The 25,143-nt window shown below is 56.6% G+C and carries 23 protein-coding genes and 2 tRNA genes; 18 read left to right on the top strand and 7 right to left on the bottom strand.

Annotated features, from left to right (window positions below):
• Window positions 1-90: 90 nt before the first annotated feature.
• Window positions 91-167 (top strand) — tRNA-Asp (locus tag AC3WOK_RS15670).
• Between the two features lie 162 nt (window positions 168-329).
• Window positions 330-1,133: a 2,5-didehydrogluconate reductase DkgB gene (dkgB, locus tag AC3WOK_RS15675; protein WP_492354792.1), complete on the top strand. Its 804-nt coding sequence runs from the start codon at window positions 330-332 to the stop codon at window positions 1,131-1,133.
• A gap of 29 nt (window positions 1,134-1,162) precedes the next feature.
• Here the strand turns inward: dkgB and yafC are convergent, their stop codons facing one another.
• On the bottom strand, window positions 1,163-2,068 hold the full coding sequence (yafC, locus tag AC3WOK_RS15680; RefSeq protein WP_059310450.1) for a DNA-binding transcriptional regulator YafC: 906 nt from the start codon (window positions 2,066-2,068) through the stop codon (window positions 1,163-1,165).
• Window positions 2,069-2,172: 104 nt separating this feature from the next.
• On the opposite strand from yafC, the gene AC3WOK_RS15685 reads away from it, so the two are divergent.
• From AC3WOK_RS15685 to AC3WOK_RS15695, 3 genes are all read left to right on the top strand, one after another.
• Window positions 2,173-3,348 carry an MFS transporter gene (locus AC3WOK_RS15685; protein WP_023334594.1) on the top strand — a complete coding sequence of 392 codons (1,176 nt, stop codon included), beginning with the start codon at window positions 2,173-2,175 and terminating at the stop codon, window positions 3,346-3,348.
• Between the two features lie 136 nt (window positions 3,349-3,484).
• On the top strand, window positions 3,485-4,285 hold the full coding sequence (locus tag AC3WOK_RS15690) for an endonuclease/exonuclease/phosphatase family protein (protein WP_047347395.1): 801 nt from the start codon (window positions 3,485-3,487) through the stop codon (window positions 4,283-4,285).
• A gap of 75 nt (window positions 4,286-4,360) precedes the next feature.
• Window positions 4,361-5,134 (top strand): class I SAM-dependent methyltransferase, encoded by a 774-nt coding sequence (locus AC3WOK_RS15695; protein ID WP_059310451.1) that lies wholly within the window; start codon window positions 4,361-4,363, stop codon window positions 5,132-5,134.
• 52 nt (window positions 5,135-5,186) lie between these two features.
• On the opposite strand, the gene mltD is transcribed toward AC3WOK_RS15695, so the two are convergent.
• Together mltD and gloB are read right to left on the bottom strand one after the other, a co-directional pair.
• The gene (gene mltD / locus AC3WOK_RS15700; RefSeq protein WP_059310452.1) at window positions 5,187-6,551 is read right to left on the bottom strand and encodes a murein transglycosylase D; all 1,365 of its coding nucleotides are present in this window, start codon (window positions 6,549-6,551) and stop codon (window positions 5,187-5,189) included.
• 68 nt (window positions 6,552-6,619) lie between these two features.
• Window positions 6,620-7,378, bottom strand: a complete 759-nt coding sequence (gloB, locus tag AC3WOK_RS15705) for a hydroxyacylglutathione hydrolase (protein ID WP_059310453.1) — start codon at window positions 7,376-7,378, stop codon at window positions 6,620-6,622.
• 32 nt (window positions 7,379-7,410) lie between these two features.
• On the opposite strand from gloB, the gene AC3WOK_RS15710 reads away from it, so the two are divergent.
• A complete protein-coding gene (locus AC3WOK_RS15710) occupies window positions 7,411-8,130 on the top strand; it encodes a class I SAM-dependent methyltransferase (protein WP_059310522.1) in 720 nt (239 codons plus the stop codon).
• Here the strand turns inward: AC3WOK_RS15710 and rnhA are convergent.
• The gene (rnhA, locus tag AC3WOK_RS15715) at window positions 8,127-8,594 is read right to left on the bottom strand and encodes a ribonuclease HI (protein WP_023310485.1); all 468 of its coding nucleotides are present in this window, start codon (window positions 8,592-8,594) and stop codon (window positions 8,127-8,129) included. The two genes, AC3WOK_RS15710 and rnhA, sit on opposite strands and share 4 nt — an antisense overlap.
• 64 nt (window positions 8,595-8,658) lie before the next feature.
• Between rnhA and dnaQ the strand changes: the two genes are divergently transcribed.
• From dnaQ to AC3WOK_RS15760, 9 genes are all read left to right on the top strand, one after another.
• Entirely contained in the window at window positions 8,659-9,390 is a 732-nt protein-coding gene (gene dnaQ / locus AC3WOK_RS15720) for a DNA polymerase III subunit epsilon (protein WP_072250569.1), read from the top strand.
• 132 nt (window positions 9,391-9,522) lie between these two features.
• A tRNA-Asp gene (locus AC3WOK_RS15725) sits at window positions 9,523-9,599 on the top strand.
• A 376-nt stretch (window positions 9,600-9,975) separates the two neighbouring features.
• Window positions 9,976-10,695, top strand: a complete 720-nt coding sequence (locus AC3WOK_RS15730; RefSeq protein ID WP_047347367.1) for a FadR/GntR family transcriptional regulator — start codon at window positions 9,976-9,978, stop codon at window positions 10,693-10,695.
• Window positions 10,692-11,705 (top strand): ABC transporter ATP-binding protein, encoded by a 1,014-nt coding sequence (locus AC3WOK_RS15735; protein ID WP_492354793.1) that lies wholly within the window; start codon window positions 10,692-10,694, stop codon window positions 11,703-11,705. Before AC3WOK_RS15730 ends, AC3WOK_RS15735 begins: the two co-directional genes overlap by 4 nt.
• Complete coding sequence (locus tag AC3WOK_RS15740) at window positions 11,702-12,784, top strand: ABC transporter ATP-binding protein (RefSeq protein ID WP_063431378.1); 1,083 nt, start codon at window positions 11,702-11,704, stop codon at window positions 12,782-12,784. Before AC3WOK_RS15735 ends, AC3WOK_RS15740 begins: the two co-directional genes overlap by 4 nt.
• Before the next feature lie 2 nt (window positions 12,785-12,786).
• Entirely contained in the window at window positions 12,787-14,301 is a 1,515-nt protein-coding gene (locus AC3WOK_RS15745) for an ABC transporter substrate-binding protein (RefSeq protein WP_492354794.1), read from the top strand.
• A gap of 18 nt (window positions 14,302-14,319) precedes the next feature.
• Window positions 14,320-15,261: an ABC transporter permease gene (locus AC3WOK_RS15750; RefSeq protein WP_447855142.1), complete on the top strand. Its 942-nt coding sequence runs from the start codon at window positions 14,320-14,322 to the stop codon at window positions 15,259-15,261.
• A gap of 2 nt (window positions 15,262-15,263) precedes the next feature.
• Complete coding sequence (locus AC3WOK_RS15755) at window positions 15,264-16,139, top strand: ABC transporter permease (protein WP_047347362.1); 876 nt, start codon at window positions 15,264-15,266, stop codon at window positions 16,137-16,139.
• A 9-nt stretch (window positions 16,140-16,148) separates the two neighbouring features.
• Entirely contained in the window at window positions 16,149-17,750 is a 1,602-nt protein-coding gene (locus AC3WOK_RS15760; RefSeq protein WP_447856629.1) for a gamma-glutamyltransferase family protein, read from the top strand.
• 84 nt (window positions 17,751-17,834) lie between these two features.
• Here AC3WOK_RS15760 and AC3WOK_RS15765 read toward each other — a convergent pair whose 3' ends face one another.
• Window positions 17,835-18,605, bottom strand: coding sequence for an amidohydrolase (locus AC3WOK_RS15765; RefSeq protein WP_063955168.1), 771 nt, complete (start codon window positions 18,603-18,605; stop codon window positions 17,835-17,837).
• Between the two features lie 108 nt (window positions 18,606-18,713).
• Entirely contained in the window at window positions 18,714-21,158 is a 2,445-nt protein-coding gene (gene fadE, locus AC3WOK_RS15770; protein WP_059310459.1) for an acyl-CoA dehydrogenase FadE, read from the bottom strand.
• A 239-nt stretch (window positions 21,159-21,397) separates the two neighbouring features.
• On the opposite strand from fadE, the gene lpcA reads away from it, so the two are divergent.
• Both lpcA and AC3WOK_RS15780 read left to right on the top strand, forming a co-directional pair.
• Window positions 21,398-21,976, top strand: a complete 579-nt coding sequence (lpcA, locus tag AC3WOK_RS15775) for a D-sedoheptulose 7-phosphate isomerase (protein ID WP_047347358.1) — start codon at window positions 21,398-21,400, stop codon at window positions 21,974-21,976.
• A 46-nt stretch (window positions 21,977-22,022) separates the two neighbouring features.
• Window positions 22,023-22,790 (top strand): class II glutamine amidotransferase, encoded by a 768-nt coding sequence (locus AC3WOK_RS15780; RefSeq protein WP_010427885.1) that lies wholly within the window; start codon window positions 22,023-22,025, stop codon window positions 22,788-22,790.
• Here AC3WOK_RS15780 and dpaA read toward each other — a convergent pair.
• Complete coding sequence (gene dpaA / locus AC3WOK_RS15785) at window positions 22,761-23,501, bottom strand: peptidoglycan meso-diaminopimelic acid protein amidase (RefSeq protein WP_059310460.1); 741 nt, start codon at window positions 23,499-23,501, stop codon at window positions 22,761-22,763. The two genes, AC3WOK_RS15780 and dpaA, sit on opposite strands and share 30 nt — an antisense overlap.
• A gap of 298 nt (window positions 23,502-23,799) precedes the next feature.
• On the opposite strand from dpaA, the gene AC3WOK_RS15790 reads away from it, so the two are divergent.
• Window positions 23,800-25,143 (top strand): Na(+)-translocating NADH-quinone reductase subunit A, encoded by a 1,344-nt coding sequence (locus AC3WOK_RS15790; protein WP_059310461.1) that lies wholly within the window; start codon window positions 23,800-23,802, stop codon window positions 25,141-25,143.

The raw sequence follows: 25,143 nt of genomic DNA on the forward strand, positions 1-25,143 counted from the left end.
GGTCTCCCCATGTGAGAGTAGGGAACTGCCAGGCATCAAATTAAGTAGTAAGCCGGTGCATAAATCCGGTGGTTACAAGCAGTCTTCGGTGGAGCGGTAGTTCAGTCGGTTAGAATACCTGCCTGTCACGCAGGGGGTCGCGGGTTCGAGTCCCGTCCGTTCCGCCACTTATTAAAAGCCCTGAGTTAACGCTCAGGGCTTTTTTCTTATCTGTTGCCTCATTATTGCTAAATCAGCAAAAATCCTCTGCGTTTTACGATCTTTTTCTTCATAACCGCTGCAGCGATAATTCTCCTCAGTTAACAAACATTATGAATAACGAGGATTATATGACTCTCCCTGCATTTGGTCTGGGCACATTCCGCCTGAAAGACGACGTTGTGATCGCATCGGTTAAAACCGCACTTGAACTGGGCTATCGCGCAGTTGATACGGCACAGATCTATGAAAATGAAGCTGCCGTTGGACAAGCTCTCCAAGAGAGCGGTGTGCCGCGTAATGAGCTGTTCATCACTACAAAGATCTGGATTGAAAACCTCAGCAAAGACAAGCTGATCCCGAGCCTGAAAGAGAGCCTGAAGAAATTGCGCACCGACTATGTGGATCTGACGCTGATTCACTGGCCATCACCGAACGATGCCGTTTCTGTGGAAGAATTCATGCAGGCCCTTCTGGAAGCAAAAGCTCAGGGCTTGACCCGTGAAATTGGTATCTCCAACTTCACCATTCCGCTGATGGAAAAAGCCATTGCCGCTGTAGGTGCAGAAAATATTGCGACCAACCAGATTGAACTGTCTCCTTACCTGCAGAACCGCAAAGTCGTGGATTGGGCAAAACAGCACGATATCCACATCACCTCATACATGACGCTGGCCTATGGTAAAGCGCTGAAAGATGAAGTGATTACGCGTATCGCTGAGAAACACAACGCGACTGCCGCGCAGGTCATTCTGGCATGGGCGATGGGTGAAGGTTATGCCGTGATCCCATCTTCAACTAAACGTGAAAACCTGGCCAGCAACCTGTTAGCAACGGATCTTCAGCTGGATGCTGACGATAAAAAAGCGATCGCAGCCCTGGAGTGCAACGATCGTCTGGTTAGCCCGGAAGGCTTAGCGCCTGACTGGGATTGATATTAACCCCCCCTCTGTACTCTAAACCCTCACACAGCTCCTTCGGGAGCTGTTTTTATATGCTCGCTCAGGAAGTCAATAAAGGCCCTGATGCGCGTGCTTACCGCTCTGTCACTGTAATACACTGCGCTAAAAGGCATCTCTACCGGTAGACGCTTATCGGCCATTATCTCCACGAGCTCACCGCGCGCAATTTCTTTATCAATCATGTAATCCGACAAACAGGCGATGCCATTACCGGTGAGGCACAGCTGTTTTAGCGTTTCCCCGCTGTTCGACGATAACCCGCAAGTAATTTCATGCAGCTGGCCATCATGACAGGCGACAGGCCAGGTGTTCAGCGACACAGGCTCCGTAAAGCCCAGGCACAGGTGCTGCTTCAATTCTTCAACCGTCTCCGGTTTACCATGTTCGGCAATATAGTCTGGTGATGCGATAATTTTGCGGTAGCTGGCAAACAGAGGGCGGGCACGCAGGCTTGAGTCTGTCAGGGTTCCCGCGCGGATGGCCACATCCACTTTTCGCTCGATGAGGTTGATAAACGTCTCTGAGGAGACCAGAGAGAGCGTCATCTCCGGATAACGTTCGCGGAAAGGCTTGATCAGCGGCATCAGAAAGTGAAGCACAACCGGCGTGGCCGCATCAATGCGCAGCAACCCACGCGGGGTGCTGCGGGTCTCCATAATCTCCGTCTCCGCTGCGGCCATCTCCTGCAGTACCGACTGCACGCGGCGGAAATAACGCTCTCCTTCTTCCGTCAGGCTCAGCTGCCGCGTCGTTCGGTTGAGCAGACTTACCCCCAGCTTCATCTCCAGTTTTTTTACCGAGCGGCTAATGGCGGAGTTGGCCTGCCCCAGCTGTTCGGCGGCCCGGCTAAAACTGCCGCTTTCGACGACGGCGACAAAGATTGTCAGCTCTTCAGACGTTGCTTTCATTGTTGCACCACCTGCAAAATTCAATTGATATTTTGACCATTTTTGTTATTTAAGCACTGGCGCATACTGCCTGTCATCTTAATCCTGATGATACGGAGTATTTTATGCCACTGGCGCTACTTGCCCTGACGATCAGTGCCTTTGCAATTGGCACGACCGAATTTGTTATCGTAGGACTGGTTCCTACCATTGCTAACCAGCTTGCGATCTCGCTGCCCTCAGCTGGGCTGCTGGTATCTATCTACGCCCTGGGCGTCGCCGTTGGTGCGCCGGTCCTGACGGCGCTGACCGGGCGCTTCCCACGTAAGCAGCTGTTAGTCGCGCTGATGGTGCTGTTCACTGCCGGCAACATTCTGGCCTGGAAGGCGCCGGACTACACCACTCTGGTGATTGCCCGTCTGTTGACCGGCCTTGCACACGGTGTGTTCTTCTCGATTGGCTCCACCATTGCAACCAGCCTGGTACCCAAAGAGAAAGCGGCTTCAGCCATTGCGATCATGTTTGGTGGGTTGACCGTTGCACTCGTCACGGGCGTACCGTTGGGCACGTTTATCGGACAGCATTTCGGCTGGCGTGAAACTTTCCTGGCCGTCTCCTTACTGGGCGTCATCGCCCTGGTGACCAGCCTGCTGCTGGTACCGTCAAATATTCCTGGCCGGGCGAGCGCCAGCCTGCGCGATCAGCTGAAGGTGCTCACGCATCCGCGTTTGCTGATCATCTACGCGGTTACGGCACTGGGCTATGGTGGGGTATTCACCGCCTTCACTTTCCTGGCACCGATGATGCAGGACCTGGCAGGTTTCTCACCCAACGCCGTGAGCTGGATTTTGCTGGGATATGGTATTTCCGTTGCCATTGGCAATATCTGGGGCGGCAAGCTTGCCGATAAGCACGGTGCGGTACCGGCGCTGAAGTTCATCTTCGCCGCCCTGGTTGTTCTGCTGATGATTTTCCAGTTCACGGCTTCGATGCACTACGCCGCGCTGGTCACGGTACTGGTCATGGGGATCTTTGCCTTTGGTAATGTGCCCGGGCTTCAGGTTTATGTTGTCCAGAAAGCCGAGCTCTATACGCCAAATGCGGTGGATGTGGCATCGGGTCTGAACATTGCCGCATTTAATATTGGCATCGCGCTGGGTTCCATCATAGGCGGGCAAACCGTAGCGCATGTTGGATTAACCCAGACACCGTGGATTGGTGCGGTGATTGTCCTGGTGGCCTTCCTGCTGATTGGCCTGAGTGGACGACTGGATAAACCTGCTCGCGTAGCGCTGGGATAACATCAGTAAGCGCTTGCTTACAAAACTGGAAAGCGGTTTCTCAGAAATTGCGTTGAAAGTGTGACCTAAAGTCCCTATAACATTAGAACCAGTCCGTTTTCCGGGCTGGTTCATGTTACAGAGGCTGTTTCCAAAAGTGCGAAAAAATACCTATGCCATGCGTTATGTTGCCGGAATGCCCGCGGAGAGGATCTTGCCTCCGGGGTCGTTTGCGAGCATAAGCCAGGCATTACCCGCCGGCACTCCGTTAAGCAGCGATGAAAAAATTCGCGTGCTGGTGTGGAATATCTTTAAGCAGCAGCGTGCAGAGTGGTTATCGGTGCTCAAGAACTTTGGAAAAGATGCCCACCTGGTTCTGCTCCAGGAGGCGCAAACCACTCCTGAACTGGTGCGGTTTGCGACCACCAACTACCTTGCCGCCGACCAGGTGCCTGCATTTGTTCTGCCTCAACATCCTTCAGGCGTGATGACGCTTTCGGCAGCACATCCCGTCTATTGCTGTCCGCTGCGCGAACGCGAGCCTATCCTGCGTCTGGCGAAATCGGCGCTGGTGACGGTCTACCCGCTGCCGGATACCCGAATGCTGATGGTCGTGAATATCCACGCGGTAAATTTCAGCCTGGGTGTGGATGTGTATAGTAAGCAGTTACTTCCCATTGGCGATCAGATTGCGCATCACAGCGGGCCCATCATTATGGCCGGCGATTTCAATGCCTGGAGCCGTCCGCGCATGAATGCGCTGTATCGCTTTGCGCGCGAAATGTCGCTGCGTGAAGTTCGTTTTAACGATGACCAGCGCAAAAAAGCCTTTGGTCGTCCTCTCGATTTTGTCTTCTATCGTGGTTTGAGCGTGCACGACGCCTCTGTTCTGGTGACGCGCGCCTCCGATCACAATCCTCTACTAGTTGAATTCAGTCCCGGCAAACCTGATAAATAATGGTGTGTCAGGTCTGCCGTGGGGCAGGCCTGCGCGGGTACTGCCCTTTATTTTAAACTCACAAAGGACAGTACGATGACAACAACACGCTCCCATCATGACAACGTAGAAAAACAGTTTGGTTCTCAGGCAAATGCCTATCTGAGCAGCGCCGTACACGCTTCAGGCCGCGACCTGGTCCGTCTCGGTGAACGCCTGGCGGCATTCCCGCAGGCGCACGTGCTGGATTTAGGCTGTGGAGCCGGGCATGCCAGCTTTACGGCTGCGCAGCAGGTGGCGCAGGTTACCGCGTATGATTTATCCAGCCAGATGCTGGAGGTGGTTGCTGAAGCGGCGAAAGCGAAAGGACTGGACAACATTAATACGCGCCAGGGCTATGCCGAATCCTTACCTTTTGATGACGCGTCGTTTGAGGTGGCGATCAGCCGTTATTCCGCGCACCACTGGCATGATGTCGGTCAGGCATTACGTGAGGTCAAACGCGTCCTGAAGCCGGGTGGCATCTTCATCATTATGGATGTGATGTCGCCCGGGCATCCGGTGCGCAATATCTGGCTGCAGACGGTGGAAGCGCTGCGCGACACCTCGCATGTGCAAAACTACTCCAGCGGAGAGTGGTTTTCATTTATCACTGACGCGGGGCTGATTGCGCGCGCGTTGATTACTGACCGCTTACCGCTGGAGTTCAGCTCGTGGATCGCGCGTATGCGCACCCCGGAAGCATTGAGCCAGGCAATCAGGCTGTATCAGGAGAGTGCGTCTGCAGAGGTGAAGGCGTACTTTGAACTGCAGGACGATGGCTCTTTTACCAGCGATACCATCATGGCTGAAGCGCAAAAAGCGGGATAAACAAAAAAGGCACCGAGGGGAATCGGTGCCTTTTTATCTTTCGATCGTGTTATCAGGAGTCTGGCGTAGCGTTGTTCTTCACAAACAGCGTCAGCTGGTCGCCTGGTTTCAGATTGTCAGTATCATTGTTCCAGCGCATCACATCTTTGATGTTCACGCCGTGTCGTTTTGCGATACTGGACAGTGAATCGCCCTTGCGCACGCGATAGGTAATGCTATCGCTGTTGCTGGCGAGACGCTGTGCGCTGCTACCTGCACCCACCGTCAGCGTTTGACCAACTTTCAGGCCTGAACTGCGCAGATTATTCCACTGCTGCAGATCTTTTGCCGTCACGCCAAGACGTGTTGCAATGCCAGAAAGCGTGTCACCTGAACGAACCTTATAGCTGCGGCTGTTGACTGATGATGCATCCGCGATCAGCGTTGACTGAACGGCGGCGATTTCACCAGAAGCCAAAGACTCACGTAACTGCTCGGCATGTTTCTGCGGAACCATTACATACTGCGGACCACTTGCCCCCAGAGTTGAGCCTTTAACGCCAGCATTAAAGGTTTTCAATTTACTTACCGACATACCCGTCATATCAGCGACCTGTTGAATATCAACCGGACTGCTGAGGCGAACGCGCGCCAGTGCACGACTTTCGTCTGGTGTTGGCAGTTGTACACCGTAACGCTTGCTGTTCTTGAGAATATCGCTCAATGCCAGCATTTTCGGTACGTAAATCTTTGTTTCCTGTGGCAGTGAGAGCGACCAAAAATCGGTGGATTTACCCCGTGCTTTATTCGCTTTCATTGCCTTCAGTACACGACCTTCGCCACTATTGTACGCTGCGACCGTTAACAGCCAGTCGCCGTCAAACATCTTATTCAGACGTTGCATCATGTCGAGAGCGGCTGTCGTTGAAGCGACAACATCGCGACGCGCATCATAGTTGCGGGTCTGTTTCAGACCATAGTTTCGCCCGGTGCTCGGAATGATCTGCCAAATGCCTGCGGCATTGGCGCCAGACGTCGCGTGTGGGTCAAAAGCGCTCTCCACTATGGGTAGGAGTACCAGCTCCATAGGCATGTTACGTTTCTTAACTTGCCCGGCTATCCAGTACATATACGGCTCTGCCCGTAACGTTACATCGTGGAGATAGCTCTTATTTCTTAAATACTTCTGTTTCTGTTCGCGAATCCGGGTATTTTCCGGAATTCCCATCTTTAGCTCGTCGCCAATAGAGGCCCACAAGTCTTGTTCCTGCGCGAAAGATGTCCCATCGTCCAACCATCGCGCCTGACTTGTAAACTTCCCTGCTTCCCCTTGACCAGCTGCAGAAAGGCTCTGTGCGTGCTGTTGTACGTTGCTGCCGTTCTGCGACTGGCAACCTACAAGCAGGACAGAGGCGAGTAATATCGCTTTTGCCTTCATGTGTGTGTCAATAGTTGCTTAAAAGACGAGCGATGATAACGGCGAAATTTTGAAAAGGCAACCCGCAATTATCTGAAGTTATCTTTCTTTGACCTTAACCATGCAAATCGCTGTTCTGGTTGTTGCAAATTTGTTTCTTGGTTAATTTTGTTAATTAAATCAATATCATCTGTTCGTAAAAATAAATTAATTTGGCGCTCATTTTTCAGAATTACGGGGAGTGTTTTTTGGTTTTTTGCACGTAACTCCTTCACTTTGTGATAATAATCCTGAATCGCCCGATCCTCCGGTAAGAGGCTCACGGAAAACTTCATATTCCCTAATGTGTACTCATGGGCGCAACAAATGAGCGTCTCATCGGGCAGCGCATTAATCTTCTGTAAAGACAGGTACATTTGCTCAGGCGTGCCTTCAAACAATCTTCCGCAGCCCCCTGAGAACAGCGTGTCGCCGCAAAAAAGATAAGGTTTACTGTAGAAACACAGATGTCCTAAAGTGTGACCCGGTGTAGCAAATACGGAAAACTCCCACTCGCGTATGAGGATATTTACGCCTTCTTCGACTACTTGAGTTGTTCCCTTATCTTGTGTCTCTGCCGGTCCGTAAACCACAAGATGCGGAAAGTGGGCGCGCAGATCGGGCACACCGCCAGTATGATCGTGATGATGGTGGGTCAACAGAATGGCTTCAGGCTTCCAGCCATTTTCCTTGATGGCATGCAAAACGGGGGGGGATTCTCCGGGGTCAACAATGACGCATCGACGATCGTCGTCAACCAAAACCCAGATGTAATTGTCCTCAAAAGCAGGAATACTGATAAGATTCATACATTACCTCTTATAGCGTGGCGGGTGTGTTGATGAAACCGGCAAGGATACCTCAGACTGTCGCAGCACCGGAACGTTGGGCGGAATTGCCCTGGGGTGAATACTATCGCGAGGCGTTAGAACAACAGCTAAAGCCCTGGCTCGCGAAAATGTATGGCTTTCACCTGCTTAAGATTGGCAATCTCAGCGCGGAAATCAATACCGAAAGCTGCGCTATCTCGCATCAGGTCAATGTCTCTCTCGGCGGATCGCCGGTACAGGTGAAAGCAGACCCTCTACATCTGCCGTTTGCGGAAAAGTCCGTTGACGCGTGTTTGCTCGCACACACGTTACCCTGGTGCAGCGACCCGCACCGTCTGCTTCGCGAAGCCGATCGCGTGCTCATTGATGACGGCTGGCTGGTACTGAGCGGATTCAATCCGCTCAGCCTGATGGGCCTGCGTAAGCTGGTACCGGTGCTGCGTCGGACTCCGCCCTACAACAGCCGGATGTTCACCATGATGCGCCAGCTCGACTGGCTTTCACTCCTGAACTTTGAAGTGCTCTGCTACGGGGGTTTTCAGGTGCTGCCCTGGTCGCGGAAGGGGGGCGTCGTGCTGAGCACCCATCTGCCCGCATTGGGCTGTTTGCAGTTTATCGTCGCGCGTAAGCGAACCATTCCCCTTACGCTTAATCCGATGAAGCAGAGCAAGTCGAAAACGCCCATCCGCCAGACCGTGGGTGCCACGCGGCAATACAAAAAAACCGATTAGGCGTCGGGCTGATAGCCCGCATCCTCATGAGCGGGATTGGATGCCGCAGCGCGCGCCAGTTCGTCGCAGCGTTCGTTTTCCGGATGGCCAGCGTGGCCTTTTACCCATTCCCACTTAATCTGGTGTTGTCCCAGCGCGGCATCAAGACGTTTCCAGAGGTCGACATTCTTGACAGGCTTCTTGTCGGCGGTCTTCCAGCCGCGTTTTTTCCAGTTGTGGATCCACTGGGTGATCCCCTGACGCACGTACTGGCTGTCGGTGCTTAACACCACGTCACAATGTTCTTTTAACGCCTCCAGCGCCACAATGGCCGCCATCAACTCCATCCGGTTGTTGGTGGTTAGAAAATAGCCTTCGCTAAAGGTTTTTTCGTGCTGGCGATAGCGCATAATCGCACCGTAGCCGCCGGGGCCCGGGTTACCGAGACAAGATCCATCGGTGAAAATTTCTACCTGTTTACGCATCTCTGGTAGACTTCCTGTATTCGAAACGTTCAGTTAAACGATAAGTCTGACATAAATGACCGCTATGAGCACTGCAATTACTCGCCAGATTGTTCTCGATACCGAAACCACCGGTATGAACCAGATCGGCGCGCACTACGAAGGGCATAAGATCATCGAGATCGGCGCCGTTGAAGTGGTGAACCGTCGTCTTACGGGGAACAACTTCCACGTCTACCTCAAACCCGATCGGCTGGTAGATCCAGAAGCGTTCGGCGTTCACGGTATTGCCGATGAGTTCTTGCTGGATAAACCGACGTTTGCGGATGTCGCTGACGAGTTCCTGGAATACATCAAGGGCGCCGAGCTTGTCATCCATAACGCCTCGTTCGATATCGGCTTTATGGATTATGAATTCAGTAAGCTTAATCGCGATATCCCGAAGACAAACACCTTCTGTAAGGTGACGGACAGCCTGGCGCTGGCGAGGAAAATGTTCCCCGGCAAGCGTAACAGCCTTGATGCCCTCTGTTCGCGCTACGAAATAGACAACACCAAGCGAACGCTGCACGGGGCATTACTCGATGCCCAGATCCTGGCCGATGTTTATCTGACGATGACCGGCGGCCAGACGTCAATGAAGTTCAGCATGGAAAATGAATCCCAGCAGACGCAGGGCGAAGCGGGTATTCAGCGCATTGTCCGTCAGGCAAGCCGGTTGCGGGTAGTTTCAGCCAGTGAAGAAGAGCTTCTCAACCACGAATCCCGGCTTGATCTGGTGCAGAAGAAGGGCGGAAGCTGTATGTGGCGCGCCTGAAAAAACGCCGGAATGTCTGTAAAATCATCGGTTGGGCGATTTTTGCAGCAAACGATTCAAAACGTGAGAAAAAGCGTTGACGAGATCGGAGGCACACCGTAATATGCGCCTCGTTCCCCAAACGGGAACAGTGGAGCGGTAGTTCAGTCGGTTAGAATACCTGCCTGTCACGCAGGGGGTCGCGGGTTCGAGTCCCGTCCGTTCCGCCACTATTCAGAAGGCCTGAATCAGAAATGATTCAGGCCTTCGTCGTTTCAGATTTCTGAATTTCCTTCCTCTTTTTTATTAACAAAAAGTTAAATAACGTGGTGCAGATAATTAACATATGCACAACATTAGTGCATTATTTGCACTGAAATTGTGCATTTAATCTGCCTGTGCCGCATCTGACGTCAGTCAGGGTGTTACTTTTTGTAAATATAAATCACGAAAAATCATCCTCTTATCTCCTGCTTTCCAAAAACCTCCCGAACCAATTACGTATTGGTTTGGTTATTGCTTAATCATTAGCACGATAAGCGTCATTCCATATCAATAACTTATCGTTAATAAAAATAAAGCAATGATGAAAGCGAGCGAACCAATATGGAAAAACCGTCACGGTTTCTGGCAAATTCCAGCACAGCGCTAGAACAGCTGCGCGGGCTAATCAACCAGCACGAGTCAACACCAGGCACTCCGCTGCCCACAGAACGTGAGCTGTCGGAGACTCTCGGCGTAGGACGACGCGAAGTGCGTCGCGCGCTGGATGTGCTGGAAGAAGAAGGGCGCATCTGGCGTAAGCAGGGCAAAGGGACCTTTATCGGCCCGGCTGCACCCGTTGAACCGCTGGCCCTTCAGGGATTGGTTCAGCAAACCAACCTTCTGGAAGTGATGGAAGCTCGTCTGCAGCTCGAACCCGGCTTAGCCCGGCTTGCGGCACTGCGTGCCACCAGGGAAAACCTCGCGCTCATGCAGCGTATGCTGGAACGCATTGATAAGGTCAGCCCGGACGACCGCGATCTCAACGAACTGTGGGATAGCGCCTTTCACCGCGCCATTGCGGAGGCGGCGGGTAATCGCCTGATGCTCGGCCTGTTTGACGCCATTGATGCCGTCAGACGTGAACCGGGCTGGCAGCATCTGCGTGAATTAGCCCGCACGCCCGAACGCGTCGATAGCTATAACGACCACCATCACAGGATCATGGCTGCGATTATCCATCGCCAGCCTAACGAGGCAGCGGCCGCCATGCGCGAACATCTGCTCAGCCTGCAAACCGCCCTGATTCATGCGATCCACCTTGAGGACGACTTCACCTTATGACGACGATCCCGTTTAAGGACTCCACGCCTGTACTGCGGCTGAATAATCTCAACGTCAAATTTTCCGGCTCTCCGGTGAGCGTACTGGACGGCATTTCCCTGACGGTCAAAGCGGGCGAAACGCTGGCGCTGGTGGGGGAGTCAGGCTGCGGGAAAAGCATCACGTCTCTAGCGCTGATGGGCTTGCTGCCTGCCAGCGCGCAGATTGTCAGCGGTGAGATGCAGTTTCGTCGTCACGATCTGCGCAAGCTCTCGCCGCGGGAGTATGCCGATCTGCGCGGCAGCGAGCTGGCGATGATTTTCCAGGAGCCGATGACCTCGCTTAATCCGGCGTTTACGCTGGGCGATCAGCTGAGTGAAGCGGTCATGCGCCATCAGAACGTCTCACGAGCAGAGGCGATGCAGGCTGCGCTACAGGTTCTGGAGAAAGTGCAGATCCCGGCCGCAGAGATGAGGCTGAAAGCTTACCCCCACCAGCTTTCCGGCGGGATGCGCCAGCGCGTGATGATTGCCATGGCGCTGATTAACCATCCCAAACTGCTGATTGCGGATGAACCGACTACCGCGCTCGACGTCACCATCCAGGCGCAAATCCTCGCCTTGCTCAACACCCTCAAAGAAGAGACCGGCACGGCGGTACTGATGATTACCCACGATTTAGGCGTGGTAGCAGAAGTCGCCCAGCAGGTGGCGGTGATGTATGCCGGGCAGGTAGTGGAGCAGGGAAGCGTGGAGGCGATATTTGCCGACCCGCAGCATCCGTACACCATCGGCCTGATGGGGTCGATCCCTTCCCTTGGCGCGCGTAAAGGCCCGCTTTCCACCATTCCCGGCTCTGTGCCGCTGCCGGAATTCATGCCGAAGGGCTGCCGTTTTGCCACCCGCTGTCCGTTTGCGCAGGCGCGCTGCCATGATGAAAAACCGCAGCTCGCCACGCTGGGGGCCGGCCATCAGGTCGCCTGCTTCCGCGTGCCGCTCGAACACCACATTGCCCTGGGAGAGACCGCATGACCACGCCCATTCTTGAAGCCCGCGATCTTAGCAAGCTGTTCCCCGGCCCTAAAAAACTCTTTACCCCGGCGCGGTTTGTCACGGCGGTCGATCGCGTTTCGCTTGCCGTGATGCCGGGCGAAACGCTGGCGATTGTGGGGGAGTCGGGTTCTGGGAAATCCACTCTCGGTCGTCTGCTGCTGCGCCTGCTGGCCGCCAGCGAAGGGCGCGTGTTTTATCAGGGGGAAGAGATCACCCACGCATCAGGAGCGCGTCTGAACCAGCTCCGGCGCGAGCTGCAAATTATCTTCCAGGATCCCTTTGCCTCGCTCAACCCGCGCATGACGGTGGAGCAGATCGTTGGTGAGCCGCTGTGGCTGCACCAGAACATGAAAAAAGCTGACCGGCAATATCGCGTTGCCGAGCTGCTTAAGACCGTTGGCCTGCCTGCCGCCTGGGCCGGACGCTATCCGCACGAGTTTTCCGGCGGGCAGCGCCAGCGTATCGGCATTGCGCGCGCGCTGGCTTCCGGGCCGAAACTGCTGCTGGGGGATGAACCCGTCTCCGCGCTGGATGTGTCCGTACAGGCGCAGGTGGTAAATTTGCTGGAAAGCCTGAAGCATCAGTTCGGCCTGACGATGGTGATTGTCGCCCACGGTCTGGCGGTTATCCGCCATATGAGCGACCGCGTGGCGGTCATGTACCTCGGGCAAATCGTCGAGCTTGCCAGCGTCGATGAAATCTTTGACGCACCGCTGCACCCCTATACCCAGGCGTTGATCGCCTCGGCGCCGCAGATGCAGCCCGGCGTGGAACGCGATGCGCCGCTGCTGCAGGGAGATTTGCCCAACCCGGCCAGCCCGCCGTCCGGCTGTCGCTTCCACACCCGCTGCCCGTACGTCACCGACGAATGCCGCCAGGTGGAACCGATAAATCAGGTACTGGACGGCGGACGACAGGTGGCCTGCCATCGCTGGCAGGACATTAATCGCGATCGCAGCGTTATCCAGATAGCGCCGCCCTCCGCCGCCTTTCTGCGCCGCCGCGCGCTGTTTGAACACGCGGCCACTCACTCCTCCCTTCCTTCAAGGAACTCATGATAATGACAATGCGTAATTCTCTTTTGACCGTACTGGGAAGTGTTATGTTGCTTGGGGCGGCGCTGCCCGCCCATTCAGAAAGCGTGCTGCGTGTCGGTCTGGGCGCTGACCCGGACATGCTCGACCCGCATCTGGCGCGCACCTACTATGGCCGCTTCGTGTTTGCCTCGCTGTGCGACAGGCTGGTGGACGTGGATGAAAACCTGAAGGTTGTCCCTGGACTTGCTAAAGACTGGGCCTGGAGCGACGACGGTAAAACCCTGACCCTGAATTTGCGTGAAGGCGTCACCTTCCACGACGGTGAGAAATTCGATGCCGCCGCCGCGAAATATAACCTCGACCGCGCCCTGACCCTGAAAGGCTCCCTGCGTAAGAGCGAGATCTCCTCCGTTGAATCCGTTGACGTCACCGGCCCGATGCAGATTGCGCTGCACCTGAAAACGCCGGATGCCGCGCTGCTGATGCAGCTTACGGACCGTGCGGGCGCAATGATGGCCCCCGAAGCGGCGAAAAAGCCTGACTTTGCCGCCCATCCGGTCTGTTCCGGCCCGTATAAATTCGACAGCCGCGTGTCGCAAGACCGCATCGTTCTGACCCGTTTCGACAACTACTGGAACAAAGACGCCTACCACTTCGACAAAATTATCTATCTGCCGATCCCGGATGCCTCCGTGCGCCTCGCGAACCTGCGCGCGGGCGATCTCGACCTGACTGAAGGCATCGCCGCCAGCGACGTGAAAACCGTCGAAGCCGACAGCAAGCTGGCGCTGGCGAAGGTGACCGGCCTGGGCTATCAGGGCATCACCTTCAATATCAACAACGGCAAGGTGCCGGCCAACGATCCGATCAAAGATGCCCGCGTGCGCGAGGCGTTTTCTCAGGCCATCGACCGCGATGCGTTAAACCAGGTGGTCTTTGAGGGGCTGTACACCCCGGCAAACCAGGCGTTTTCGCCGGTCAGCCCGTATCACGTCAACCTGCCGGTCCCACCGCGCGACGTCGACAAGGCCAAAGCGCTGCTGAAAGCGGCAGGCGTCACCGCGCCGCTGACCGTCAACCTGCTGGTGCCGAACAACCCAACCTCGCAGCAGGTCGGTCAGGTGCTGCAGGCGATGGTCGCCGAGGCGGGCTTTAACCTGAACCTGCAGATGACCGAATTCGCCACGCTGCTCGATCGCCAGCAGAGCGGTGATTATCAGCTGAGTTTCTCCGGCTGGTCGGGTCGTCCGGATCCGGACGGCAGCATCTACGGCTTTATCCACAGTAAAGGCACGCTGAACGACGGTCGCTACAGCAACGCGCAGGTTGATGAGTGGCTGACCCAGGCGCGTCAGAGCACCGACCAGGCCGCCCGCCAGCCGCTGTACGACAAGGTGGTGAAGCAGCTGCAAACCGACATGCCGATTGCCTATCTCTACTTCGAGCCGCGCATTTTTGGCCTGAACAAGAAAGTGCAGGGCTTTAAGCCTTATCCGGACGGTATCGTGCGTCTGGCCGGCCTGACGCTGGCGAAATAAACGTCCTGAGGAGAACCCATGCTGGAACTGATTTGCAAACGTCTGCTGCTGGCCGTTCCGACGCTGCTGCTGGTGAGCATGATGGTCTTCGGGCTGCAAAAGCTGCTGCCCGGCGACCCGCTGATCGCCATGGCCGGGGAGGAGCGCGATCCGGCGGTCATCGCCCAGCTGCGCGCGGAGCTGAACCTCGATGCGCCGATCCCCGTGCAGTATTTCCACTGGCTGACGCGGGCGCTGCAGGGCGATCTGGGCGTCTCCTTACGCACGCATGAACCGGTGACGCAGCTCATTGCCAGCAAGCTGCCGGTTACGCTGGAGCTGTCGCTGCTGGCGATGATTATCGCGCTGGTATTCGGCATCAGCATGGGGATCCTCGCGGCGGTGAACAAAAACAGCTGGGTCGATCACGGGGCGAACTTCGTGGCGATCTCGGGGATCTCGATCCCGCACTTCTGGCTGGGGATCCTGCTGATTCTGGTCTTCTCGGTAAACCTGCAGTGGCTGCCCGCGTCCGGCTACGTGCCGTTCAGTGAAGATCCGATCCAGAACCTGCGGACGCTGCTGCTGCCCGCGTCCGTGCTCGGAACGGGGCTCGCGGCAACGCTGATGCGGCACACCCGTGCCTCGATGATTGCGGTCCTGAAGGCGGATTACATCCGCACCGCGCGGGCGAAAGGGCTGCTGCCGAAGGCGGTGATCCTGAAGCACGCGTTTCGCAACGCGCTGGTGCCGGTGATCACCCTCACCACGCTGCTGTTCGGCGAGCTTCTGGGCGGCGCGGTGCTGACCGAGCAGGTCTTCACCATTCCGGGCTTCGGCAAGATGATCGTCGACTCGGTATTCAACCGTGACTACGCGGTGGTGCAAGGTGTGGTGCTGATCGTGGCGATTGGCTTCCTGATGCTCAACCTGCTGGCCGACGTGCTCTACGTCCTTATCAACCCGAAAATTCGAGGTTAACCATGGCGGAACTGACAACGCAAACCGTTGCCCCCGCGCTGCCGCGCGCGCAGAACCGGGTGCTGAAGAAATTCCTCGCCAATAAAAGCGCGGTGATTGGCGCGGTGGTGGTGGGGTTCTTTGTGCTGCTGGCGCTGCTGGCACCGTGGATTGCCCCGTTCGACCCGGTTAAAGCCAACTTCCTGGCGGTGCGCAAAGCGCCGTCGGCGATGTACTGGTTCGGCACCGACGAGCTGGGGCGCGATATCCTGTCCCGCATTATCTGGGGGGCGCGAACCTCGCTGATGGCGGGCTGCATGTCGGTCGTTATTGCGGTGGTTATCGGCGTGCCGCTGGGGCTGGTGGCGGGCTACTTTCAGAAGATGTGGGACGGCGTGATCTCACGCTTTATTGAGGCTTTGCTGGCCTGTCCGTTCCTGATCATGGCGATCGCGCTGGGAGCATTTTTGGGCCCGAGCCTCACCAACGCGATGATCGCGATAGGCCTTTCGGCGATGCCGATCTTCGCCCGCCTGACGCGCGGCCAGGTGATCGCCATTCGCAACGAAGAGTACATCGACGGCGCGCGGGCGATTGGCCTGCCGGATCGCTGGATCATCATTAAATACGTCCTGCCCAACGTGATGTCGCCGATCCTGGTGCAGGCCACGCTTGCGATTGCCTCGGCGATTATCGCCGAAGCCAGCCTGTCGTTTTTAGGGCTGGGACAGCAGCCGCCCAATCCGTCCTGGGGGTCCATGCTCAACACCGCGAAAGGGTTTCTTGAGCAGGCGCCGTGGATGTCCGTTTTCCCCGGCGTGGCGATTTTCCTTGCCGTGCAGGGCTTTAATTTACTTGGCGACGGGCTGCGCGATGCGCTCGATCCGCGCCACGACTAAGGAGTCATGATGACCAAAGCGCTTGATTTTACCTCCGGTTACGCTTCACGACGCCCGCCGATGCTGGGCCATAACGCGGTTGCCACGTCACAGCCGCTGGCAGCGCAGGCGGGGATGAAAATGCTGCAGCTGGGCGGGAATGCCGTCGATGCGGCCATTGCCACCGCGATGGCGCTGACGGTGGTCGAGCCGACCGGCAACGGGATCGGCAGCGACGCCTTTGCCATCGTCTGGGACGGTGAAAAGCTGCACGGCCTGAACGCGTCCGGTCGTTCGCCTGCCAGCTGGCATGCGGATCTGTTTGCCGGTAAAACCGCGGTGCCGGAAATCGGCTGGGACGCGGTGACCGTGCCGGGGGCGGTGTCCGGCTGGGTCGCCCTGGCGGAACGCTTCGGCACGCTGCCGCTGACCACGCTGGCGCAGCCTGCCATTGACTACGCGCGCAACGGCTTCCCGGTCTCGCCGCTGATTGGCCATCTCTGGCAGCGCGGCTATAACAAGTTGAAAGATCAGCCGGGCTTCAGCGCCTGCTTCGCGCCGGAAGGCCGCGCCCCGCGCGTGGGGGAAATCTTCCGTAACCCGGCGCAGGCGAACTCGCTGGAGCTGATTGCGAAAACCAACGGCGACGCGTTTTATCGCGGCGAACTGGCGCAGAAAATTGCCGCCTTCGCCAAAGAGCACGGCGCGCACCTGACGGTAGAGGATCTGGCAAACCATCGCGTGGACTGGGTAGACCTGCTGTCGCGGGACTTCGCGGGCGGTTCGGTGCAGGAGCTGCCGCCTAACGGTCAGGGGATCGCCACGCTGATCGCGCTCGGCATCCTGGAGCAGTGCGGCATCGAGAAGCATCACCCGGACTCCGTGCAGTCTCTTCATCTCTCCATCGAGGCGATGAAGCTGGCGCTGGCGGATCTCGACCGCTACGTGGCGGATGAAGAACACATGGCGTTCGCAGCGAAAGAGCTGCTGAGCGACCATTACCTGAAGTCGCGCGCGGCGCTTATTAACCACGATAGCGCCTCTGATTTTGTCTACGGTTCCCCGACGCAGAGCGGCACGGTTTACATCAGCACCGCGGACGCCAGCGGGATGATGGTCTCGTTTATTCAGTCCAACTTTATGGGCTTCGGTTCAGGCATTGTGGTGCCGGACACCGGGATCAGCCTGCAAAACCGGGGCTGTGGGTTTGTGCTGAACCCCGAGCACCCGAATGCTCTGGCGGGCAGCAAGCGCCCGTTCCACACCATCATTCCGGGATTTGCGATGGACGGCAGCGGCAAGCCGCTGATGTCCTTTGGCGTAATGGGCGGGCCGATGCAGGCGCAGGGGCACATGCAGATGGCGCTGCGCATTATGCTGCACGGGCAAAACCCGCAGGCGGCGATTGATGCCCCGCGCTGGCGCGTGGTGCAGGGCAGGGAGGTGATCGTCGAATCGACGTTCGATCGCAATACTATCGCGGCGCTGCGCGAGCGCGGGCATCAGATCGTGGTGGAAGATCCGCTTCAGGATTACAACTTCGGCGGTGCGCAGGTGATTTACCGTATGCCGGAAGGGCACTACGTGGCCGCGACGGAAAGCCGCAAAGATGGACAGGCGCTGGTGAGTTAATTAACGCCCGGTGGCGCTGCGCTTACCTGGCCTACGCTATGCTTTTTGTAGGCCGGGTAAGGCGTAGCCGCCACCCGGCATTTTTCAGCCAATGCTAAACGGATCCGCATCCTGCCACGCCGGAAACTTCTCTCGATACTCCTTCAGCGCCGTCAATGACAGCTCGGCATCAATGCGCGTCGCCTGATGCGGCTCGGCGGTGGCAATAACCTCGCCCTGCGGATTCACCACCCGGCTGTCGCCGCGATAGTGATGCCCGTTACCGTCTGTACCCACCCGGTTACAGCCCACCACGTACGCCTGGTTCTCAATCGCGCGCGCCACCAGCAGCGACTGCCAGTGGAGGGAACGTGGCGCAGGCCAGTTGGCGACGTACAGCGCCAGGTCGTAATCGTTGCGGTTGCGTGACCATACCGGGAAGCGCAGGTCGTAGCAGACCAGCGGCAGAATGCGCCAGCCTCGCCATTCAAACACCACGCGCTCGTTACCCGCTTCATAGTGATGATGCTCATCCGCCATACGGAACAGGTGGCGCTTATCGTAAAAATGCACTTTCCCCTCCGGCTCGACCAGCAGGAAGCGGTTCACCGGCCCGCGGTCGGTTTGCAGCGCGGCGCTGCCGGCGATCAGCGCGTTGGTCTCCTGCGCTTTGGCATGCATCCAGGCGACCACCTCATCCTGCGGCATCGACTGTTTCGCCGCTTCCATGGCGAAGCCGGTAGTGAACATCTCCGGCAGGACAATCACATCGCGCCCGGTAATGCCTTCCAGTTGACGATCGAAGTGGCGCAGGTTGGCGGGGCCATCCATCCACACTAAAGGTTGCTGCAAAATAGAAATCTTCAGACCAGGCACAATTCAGACTCCTCAAACGACCGCTTTTTGACACTGTAGCACGACATAACGAGAAAATGTGGCAATAAAAAACCCCGCGCGAGGCGGGGTTTGTGCAGGCGAAACGCGTTACGCCGCTTCAGGTTTACGGTGCTTCTCCGGCAGCTTTACCGGCTGCGTCGCCAGCTCTTCCGGTTCGAAATCATCCACGTTAATGCTGCGCAGACGGCTTTCTTCGGCTTTCACCAGCAGAGCAGCTTCATCTTTACTGATAATGCCACCTGCCAGCGCCTGTTTCGCCAGTTCGTCCAGACGGGTAAACGGCAGGTTTTTGCCCAGCTGTTTACAAATTTTCTGGTGAATCGGGTCGGCGGCCATCACGTCCAGCAGCGCCTCTTCCAGCAGGCCTACCGGGTTATGCGGCGTTGGCGCCAGATACTGACCGCGGCCGATACGGGAGCGGGTTGCGCTCGGTACCTGCAGGATCTTCGCTACTTTGTGGTCCAGCTTGTCCGACGGCGCAAGATGATGACGGCCGGTCGGGAAGATCACCGCGCGCAGGGCGCCCGCCACGAAGCGGTTCGGGAAGTTCGCCAGCAGGTCGTCAATCGCCTGTTCGGCCTGATACATCGCATCCTGCACGCCCCAGTGCACCAGCGGCAGATCCGCTTCCTGACGGCCTTCATCGTCGTAGCGTTTCAGCACCGCAGAGGCCAGGAAGATCTGGCTCAGCACGTCACCCAGACGGGCGGAGATACGTTCGCGACGCTTCAGGCTTCCGCCCAGCACCGCCATAGAGACGTCGGACAGCAGCGCCAGGTTGGCACTCAGACGGTTAAGGTGCTGATAGTAACGTTTGGTGGCATCGCCGGTTGGCGTCGCGCTGGTAAGACCGCGCGTCAGGCCCAGCCAGAAGCTGCGCACCTTGTTGCTGCCCACGTGACCGATGTGTTTGAACAGCAGCTTATCGAAGGCATCCACGTCGTTGTTCTGCGCGGCAGCCATCTCTTCCAGCACGTATGGATGACAGCGAATCGCCCCCTGACCGAAGATCATCATGCTGCGGGTCAGGATGTTTGCCCCTTCAACGGTGATGGCAATCGGTGCGCCCTGATAGCCGCGCGCCAGGAAGTTGCCTTCGCCGAGCATAATGCCTTTACCGCCCGCGATATCCATCGCGTCAATGATCGACTGCTGCGCGCGGTGGGTACAGTGGTACTTCACAATGGCGGACAGCACGGCCGGTTTTTCGCCCAGCATGATGCCGTAGGTAATCAGGGAAGCAGCGGCATCCATCACGTAGGCGTTGCCCGCGATACGTGCCAGCGGCTCTTCGATACCTTCCATCTTGCCGATGGAAATTTTGAACTGACGGCGGATGTGGGCGTACGCACCAATCCCCATCGCCACAGACTTCAGACCACCGGTTGAGTTCGACGGCAGGGTAATGCCGCGGCCCACCGACAGACATTCAACCAGCATACGCCACCCCTGACCGGCCATTTTCGGGCCACCGATGATGTAATCAATCGGCACAAAGATATCCTGGCCGCGGGTTGGGCCGTTCTGGAACGGCACGTTCAGCGGGAAGTGACGACGACCAATTTCAACGCCAGGGGTAGAGGTTGGGATCAGCGCGCAGGTAATGCCCAGATCTTCTTCGCCGCCCAGCAGTTTTTCAGGGTCAGAGAGCTTAAAGGCCAGACCCAGCACGGTGGCGATAGGTGCCAGCGTGATATAACGCTTGTTCCAGGTCAGGCGCATGCCCAGCACCTGCTCGCCCTGCCACTCGCCCATGCAGACCACGCCGGTATCCGGAATTGCGCCCGCATCGGAGCCTGCTTCCGGGCTGGTCAGCGCGAAGCAAGGGATTTCCTGACCGCGTGCCAGACGCGGCAGGTAGTGATTTTTCTGCTCTTCCGTACCGTAATGCTGCAGCAGTTCGCCCGGGCCTAAGGAGTTAGGCACGCCAACGGTAATCGCCAGGATCCCGGAAACGCCCGCCAGCTTTTGCAGGACGCGAGCCTGAGCGTAGGCGGAGAATTCCAGACCACCGTACTCTTTCTTAATGATCATCGCGAAGAAGCGATGCTCCTTCAGGTATGCCCACAGCTCTGGCGGTAGATCGGCCATTTCATGGGTAATGGCAAAGTCGTTCGCCATGCGGCACGCTTCTTCCACCGGGCCATCAATAAAGGCCTGTTCTTCAGCTGTCAGACGCGGCTGTGGATAGTTATGCAGCTTTTTCCAGTCAGGATTGCCCTGGAACAGATCGCCTTCCCACCAGGTGGTGCCCGCATCAATCGCTTCTTTCTCTGTACGCGACATCGGCGGCATCACTTTACGGAAGCCTTTGAATACCGGCGCGGAAATCATTGATTTACGCATCGGGGCAAAGTTAAACGGCAGAAGAATGATGGCAAGAGGGACTAAAAGCCAAATATTCCAGAGACCGGCGACGCCAAGCGCAGCGGTCCAGGCCAGAAGAATCAGGCTGCTCAGGAATAAACTGACGCGGTGATAGAACAGCACACCGAGCAGAACAACGGTTGCGAGAATGCTCAAAATCATCATAAAGAAAAGCTCCCTTGCTTGTAGGAGGTCTGACCACTTGTGATGATATGGTTGTAGTTGATGTTATTTCCTTTAGCAATGTGTTTACAAAATAATTACAACCTGGTTCACATTGTTCGCGTTTTCGCCGGCACGAAAAAGCAAAACGCCGGGCGATTCGTATGGCTTTAGCTTCTCGCTTTTCCCGCTATCCGGTACACTCCACTGTGTTATTTCATCAATACTGAAGGATTATCCTCATGTACCAGGATCTTATTCGTAACGAACTGAACGAAGCGGCGGAAACGCTGGCTAACTTTCTGAAAGATGATGCCAATATTCACGCTATTCAGCGCGCAGCGGTCCTGCTGGCCGACAGTTTCAAAGCCGGTGGCAAAGTGCTTTCCTGCGGTAACGGCGGTTCCCACTGTGATGCGATGCATTTTGCAGAAGAGCTGACCGGTCGCTATCGCGAAAACCGTCCGGGCTACCCGGCGATTGCGATTTCCGACGTGAGCCACATCTCCTGCGTGGGCAACGACTTTGGTTACGACTACATCTTCTCCCGCTACGTTGAAGCGGTCGGTCGTGAAGGTGACGTGCTGCTGGGGATCTCCACCTCCGGCAACTCCGGAAACGTGATTAAAGCGATCGCCGCCGCGCGTGAAAAAGGGATGAAAGTCATCACCCTGACGGGCAAAGATGGCGGTAAGATGGACGGTAGCGCGGACGTTGAAATCCGTGTGCCGCACTTCGGTTATGCTGACCGCATTCAGGAAATTCACATCAAAGTGATCCACATCCTGATCCAGCTGATCGAAAAAGAGATGGTTAAGTAAGACTTCGCTGGGGGCACTTTTGCCCCCGCTGTTGTGGAGGTGACGTATGTGCGAACTGCTCGGGATGAGCGCCAATGTGCCAACCGATATCTGCTTTAGTTTCACCGGGCTGGTGCAGCGCGGTGGGGGAACCGGGCCGCATAAAGACGGCTGGGGCATTACCTTCTACGAAGGCAAAGGGTGTCGCACGTTCAAAGATCCACAGCCCAGCTTTAACTCACCGATTGCTAAACTGGTGCAGGACTATCCCATCAAGTCGCGCTCGGTGATTGCCCACATTCGCCAGGCAAACCGTGGCGAAGTCGCGCTGGAAAATACCCATCCGTTTACCCGCGAGCTGTGGGGCCGTAACTGGACCTACGCGCACAACGGGCAGCTTACGGGTTATAAGTCGCTGGAGACGGGCAATTTCCGCCCGGTTGGCGAAACCGACAGTGAAAAAGCCTTCTGCTGGCTGCTGCACAAGCTGACGGAGCGCTATCCCCGCACGCCAGGCAATATGGCCGCCGTGTTTAAATACATCGCGACGCTGGCGTCGGAGCTACGCGAAAAAGGCGTGTTCAACATGCTGCTCTCTGACGGGCGCTACGTGATGGCGTTCTGCTCGACGAATCTGTTCTGGATCACCCGCCGTGCGCCGTTTGGCGTTGCGACGCTACTCGATCAGGATGTGGAGATAGACTTTCAGAAGGAGACCACACCGAACGATGTGGTCACTGTCATTGCAACGCAGCCGCTGACGGGCAACGAAACCTGGCAAAAGATTATGCCAGGCGAGTGGGTACTATTTTGTCTCGGGGACCGTGTAATTTGACGCCAGCTGTGGATGGACGACTTCGTGGCTCAGCGGTTTGCTGACCACGTAACGGCCATCTACGATAGAGACCACCGGCGGCTTGTGGGTCTGCTCAAAGTAGTCGTAACCCGGCTTAAGCTGTTTCCAGAAATCCGCGTAGTATGAGTACTTGTGACGCGTCATGTTGGCGTCCGTCATGCGGAACGGGTAGATGCTGACCTGAACGTTAGGCTGCCCAAAGACCAGCGCGCCGGTCACGAACTGGAAAATCTCATCAATGCCGGAGTCGGTCATCGCATAACAGCCGACAGACACGCAGGCACCGTGGATCATCAGGTATTTACCTTCATAACCATGAGCACGGTCATAGGCATTCGGGAAGCCGATGTTAATGGCTTTATAGAAGCGGCTGTCGGGTTTGAGCTGGCTGCGCTGAACGTTGTAAAACCCTTCCGGACTTTTGAAATCGCCCTGACGCTGTTTTGGCCCCAGCCCGCCGGAGTAGTTACAAATCTTGTAGCTATCAAGCAGCTGATAAGTCTCACCCATTTTTACAAACAGATCGAGAGTGCGTTCTTCCTTGAAGATCTGAATATAAACCGGCGATCCCATTAACTGCTGTTTATATTCTTTGCTGACCGGCGTCGTTGAGCTATTACTGCTGAGCAGTCCGGCAAACGACATGCACGGAATCAGAAGCATCGCAATGAACAATGCGATTTTACGCATACTACTAGTTCCTTGATAAAACCATGACCAACTTGCCAGGACGGCAAAAGAGACCCGAAATCAGATTATTCTGTTAGGAGCGCTCACATTAGCACCGCCAGAGATTTTCGCAAGAGCCGGGCGGTGAGTTTACAAATTAGTTTTACGTTATAAACCATCAAAATCGCGATGGCTCCAGGAACTTTGCGTATTAGCTCGCAATTTGGCGCGAGCGACGGCGGATTCCCTGCCCGCGGGAAGGGGAAAATGTTACACTTCGCGCCCACTGGATTGTTGTTCATGGAAACCTGCTAACCACATGTTTAAAATCAAAAAAGGACTTGATCTGCCGATTGCAGGCGTGCCCGAACAGCACGTTTCGACAGGCGTTAGTGTCCGTCATGTCGCCATCCTGGGCGACGACTACCTGGGAATGCGGCCGTCAATGCTGGTACAGGAAGGCGATCGCGTTATCAAAGGACAGGCGCTCTTTGAGGACAAAAAAAATCCCGGCGTAATGTTCACGGCACCCGCGAGCGGCATCGTTGTAGCGATCAACCGCGGCGAACGGCGCGTTCTGCAATCGGTGGTTATCCGCATTGAAGGCGATGAACAGCGTGAATTCACCCATTACGACGCGGCAGACCTCGCGTCGCTGAGCCGTGACGCTGTTCAGGCTCAACTTCTGGCGTCGGGTTTATGGACCGCGCTTCGTACGCGTCCCTTCAGTAAATCCCCTGTTCCAGGCACGGAACCGGCCGCGATCTTCGTTACGGCAATGGATACCAACCCGCTTAGCGTGGACCCGCAGCCGGTTATCCTGGCGCAGCGCAAAGCCTTTGATGCCGGGCTGACCCTTTTAACCCGCCTGACGTCGGGGAAAGTTCACGTTTGTCAGGCCGGCGGCGGCAAGCTCGGCGGGCATCCGCAGGGGCAGGTCACGTTTAACGAGTTTGCTGGCCCGCATCCGGCGGGGCTGGTCGGGACGCACATCCACTTCCTTGAGCCGGTTAGCCTGACGAAACAGGTCTGGCACCTTAACTATCAGGACGTTATCGCCATTGGTCATCTCTTCACCACCGGTGAACTGAGCGCTGAACGGACTATCGCCATCGCCGGGCCTCAGGCGAGCCACCCGCGTCTGGTGAAGACGCTGCTGGGCGCGGACATCAATGAACTGCTGGTGGGTGAGATAAAAGAGGGCGAAAACCGCCTCATTTCAGGTTCGGTGCTCAGCGGCCGCCATGCTGTTGATGCGCACGCCTATCTGGGACGCTTCCATTTGCAGGTCAGCATTGTGCAGGAAGGCCGCGAGAAAGAGCTATTCGGCTGGGTGCTGCCCGGCGCGGAGAAATATTCCGTCACCCGGACCACGCTGGGTCACTTCCTGCGTAACCGGCTGTTTAACTTCTCGACCACTACGCACGGTGGAGAGCGCGCCATGGTCCCGATTGGCAACTACGAGCGCGTCATGCCGCTGGATATTCTGCCGACCATGCTGTTGCGCGATCTCCTCGCCGGCGATACCGACAGCGCGCAGGCGCTGGGCTGCCTGGAGCTGGACGAAGAAGACCTGGCGCTCTGTACCTATGTGTGTCCGGGAAAATACGAATACGGACCCGTATTGCGCGAGGTGTTAACCCGCATTGAGCAGGAAGGATAA

It is taken from the genome of Enterobacter sp. FW301-JW81 (assembly GCF_058788735.1).

Excerpts from the sequence above, each read along its gene's own strand:
- AC3WOK_RS15730 (WP_047347367.1), top strand. The coding sequence starts at position 9,976 with ATGGAAAAACCGTCACGGTTTCTGGCAAATTCCAGCACAGCGCTAGAA.
- AC3WOK_RS15710 (WP_059310522.1), top strand. The coding sequence starts at position 7,411 with ATGAAACCGGCAAGGATACCTCAGACTGTCGCAGCACCGGAACGTTGG.
- lpcA (WP_047347358.1), top strand. The coding sequence starts at position 21,398 with ATGTACCAGGATCTTATTCGTAACGAACTGAACGAAGCGGCGGAAACG.
- yafC (WP_059310450.1), bottom strand. The coding sequence starts at position 2,068 with ATGAAAGCAACGTCTGAAGAGCTGACAATCTTTGTCGCCGTCGTCGAA.
- dnaQ (WP_072250569.1), top strand. The coding sequence starts at position 8,659 with ATGAGCACTGCAATTACTCGCCAGATTGTTCTCGATACCGAAACCACC.
- AC3WOK_RS15695 (WP_059310451.1), top strand. The coding sequence starts at position 4,361 with ATGACAACAACACGCTCCCATCATGACAACGTAGAAAAACAGTTTGGT.
- AC3WOK_RS15740 (WP_063431378.1), top strand. The coding sequence starts at position 11,702 with ATGACCACGCCCATTCTTGAAGCCCGCGATCTTAGCAAGCTGTTCCCC.
- AC3WOK_RS15790 (WP_059310461.1), top strand. The coding sequence starts at position 23,800 with ATGTTTAAAATCAAAAAAGGACTTGATCTGCCGATTGCAGGCGTGCCC.
- rnhA (WP_023310485.1), bottom strand. The coding sequence starts at position 8,594 with ATGCGTAAACAGGTAGAAATTTTCACCGATGGATCTTGTCTCGGTAAC.
- AC3WOK_RS15750 (WP_447855142.1), top strand. The coding sequence starts at position 14,320 with ATGCTGGAACTGATTTGCAAACGTCTGCTGCTGGCCGTTCCGACGCTG.
- AC3WOK_RS15755 (WP_047347362.1), top strand. The coding sequence starts at position 15,264 with ATGGCGGAACTGACAACGCAAACCGTTGCCCCCGCGCTGCCGCGCGCG.
- dpaA (WP_059310460.1), bottom strand. The coding sequence starts at position 23,501 with ATGCGTAAAATCGCATTGTTCATTGCGATGCTTCTGATTCCGTGCATG.
- AC3WOK_RS15745 (WP_492354794.1), top strand. The coding sequence starts at position 12,787 with ATGACAATGCGTAATTCTCTTTTGACCGTACTGGGAAGTGTTATGTTG.
- AC3WOK_RS15685 (WP_023334594.1), top strand. The coding sequence starts at position 2,173 with ATGCCACTGGCGCTACTTGCCCTGACGATCAGTGCCTTTGCAATTGGC.
- fadE (WP_059310459.1), bottom strand. The coding sequence starts at position 21,158 with ATGATGATTTTGAGCATTCTCGCAACCGTTGTTCTGCTCGGTGTGCTG.
- mltD (WP_059310452.1), bottom strand. The coding sequence starts at position 6,551 with ATGAAGGCAAAAGCGATATTACTCGCCTCTGTCCTGCTTGTAGGTTGC.
- dkgB (WP_492354792.1), top strand. The coding sequence starts at position 330 with ATGACTCTCCCTGCATTTGGTCTGGGCACATTCCGCCTGAAAGACGAC.
- gloB (WP_059310453.1), bottom strand. The coding sequence starts at position 7,378 with ATGAATCTTATCAGTATTCCTGCTTTTGAGGACAATTACATCTGGGTT.
- AC3WOK_RS15735 (WP_492354793.1), top strand. The coding sequence starts at position 10,692 with ATGACGACGATCCCGTTTAAGGACTCCACGCCTGTACTGCGGCTGAAT.
- AC3WOK_RS15760 (WP_447856629.1), top strand. The coding sequence starts at position 16,149 with ATGACCAAAGCGCTTGATTTTACCTCCGGTTACGCTTCACGACGCCCG.
- AC3WOK_RS15780 (WP_010427885.1), top strand. The coding sequence starts at position 22,023 with ATGTGCGAACTGCTCGGGATGAGCGCCAATGTGCCAACCGATATCTGC.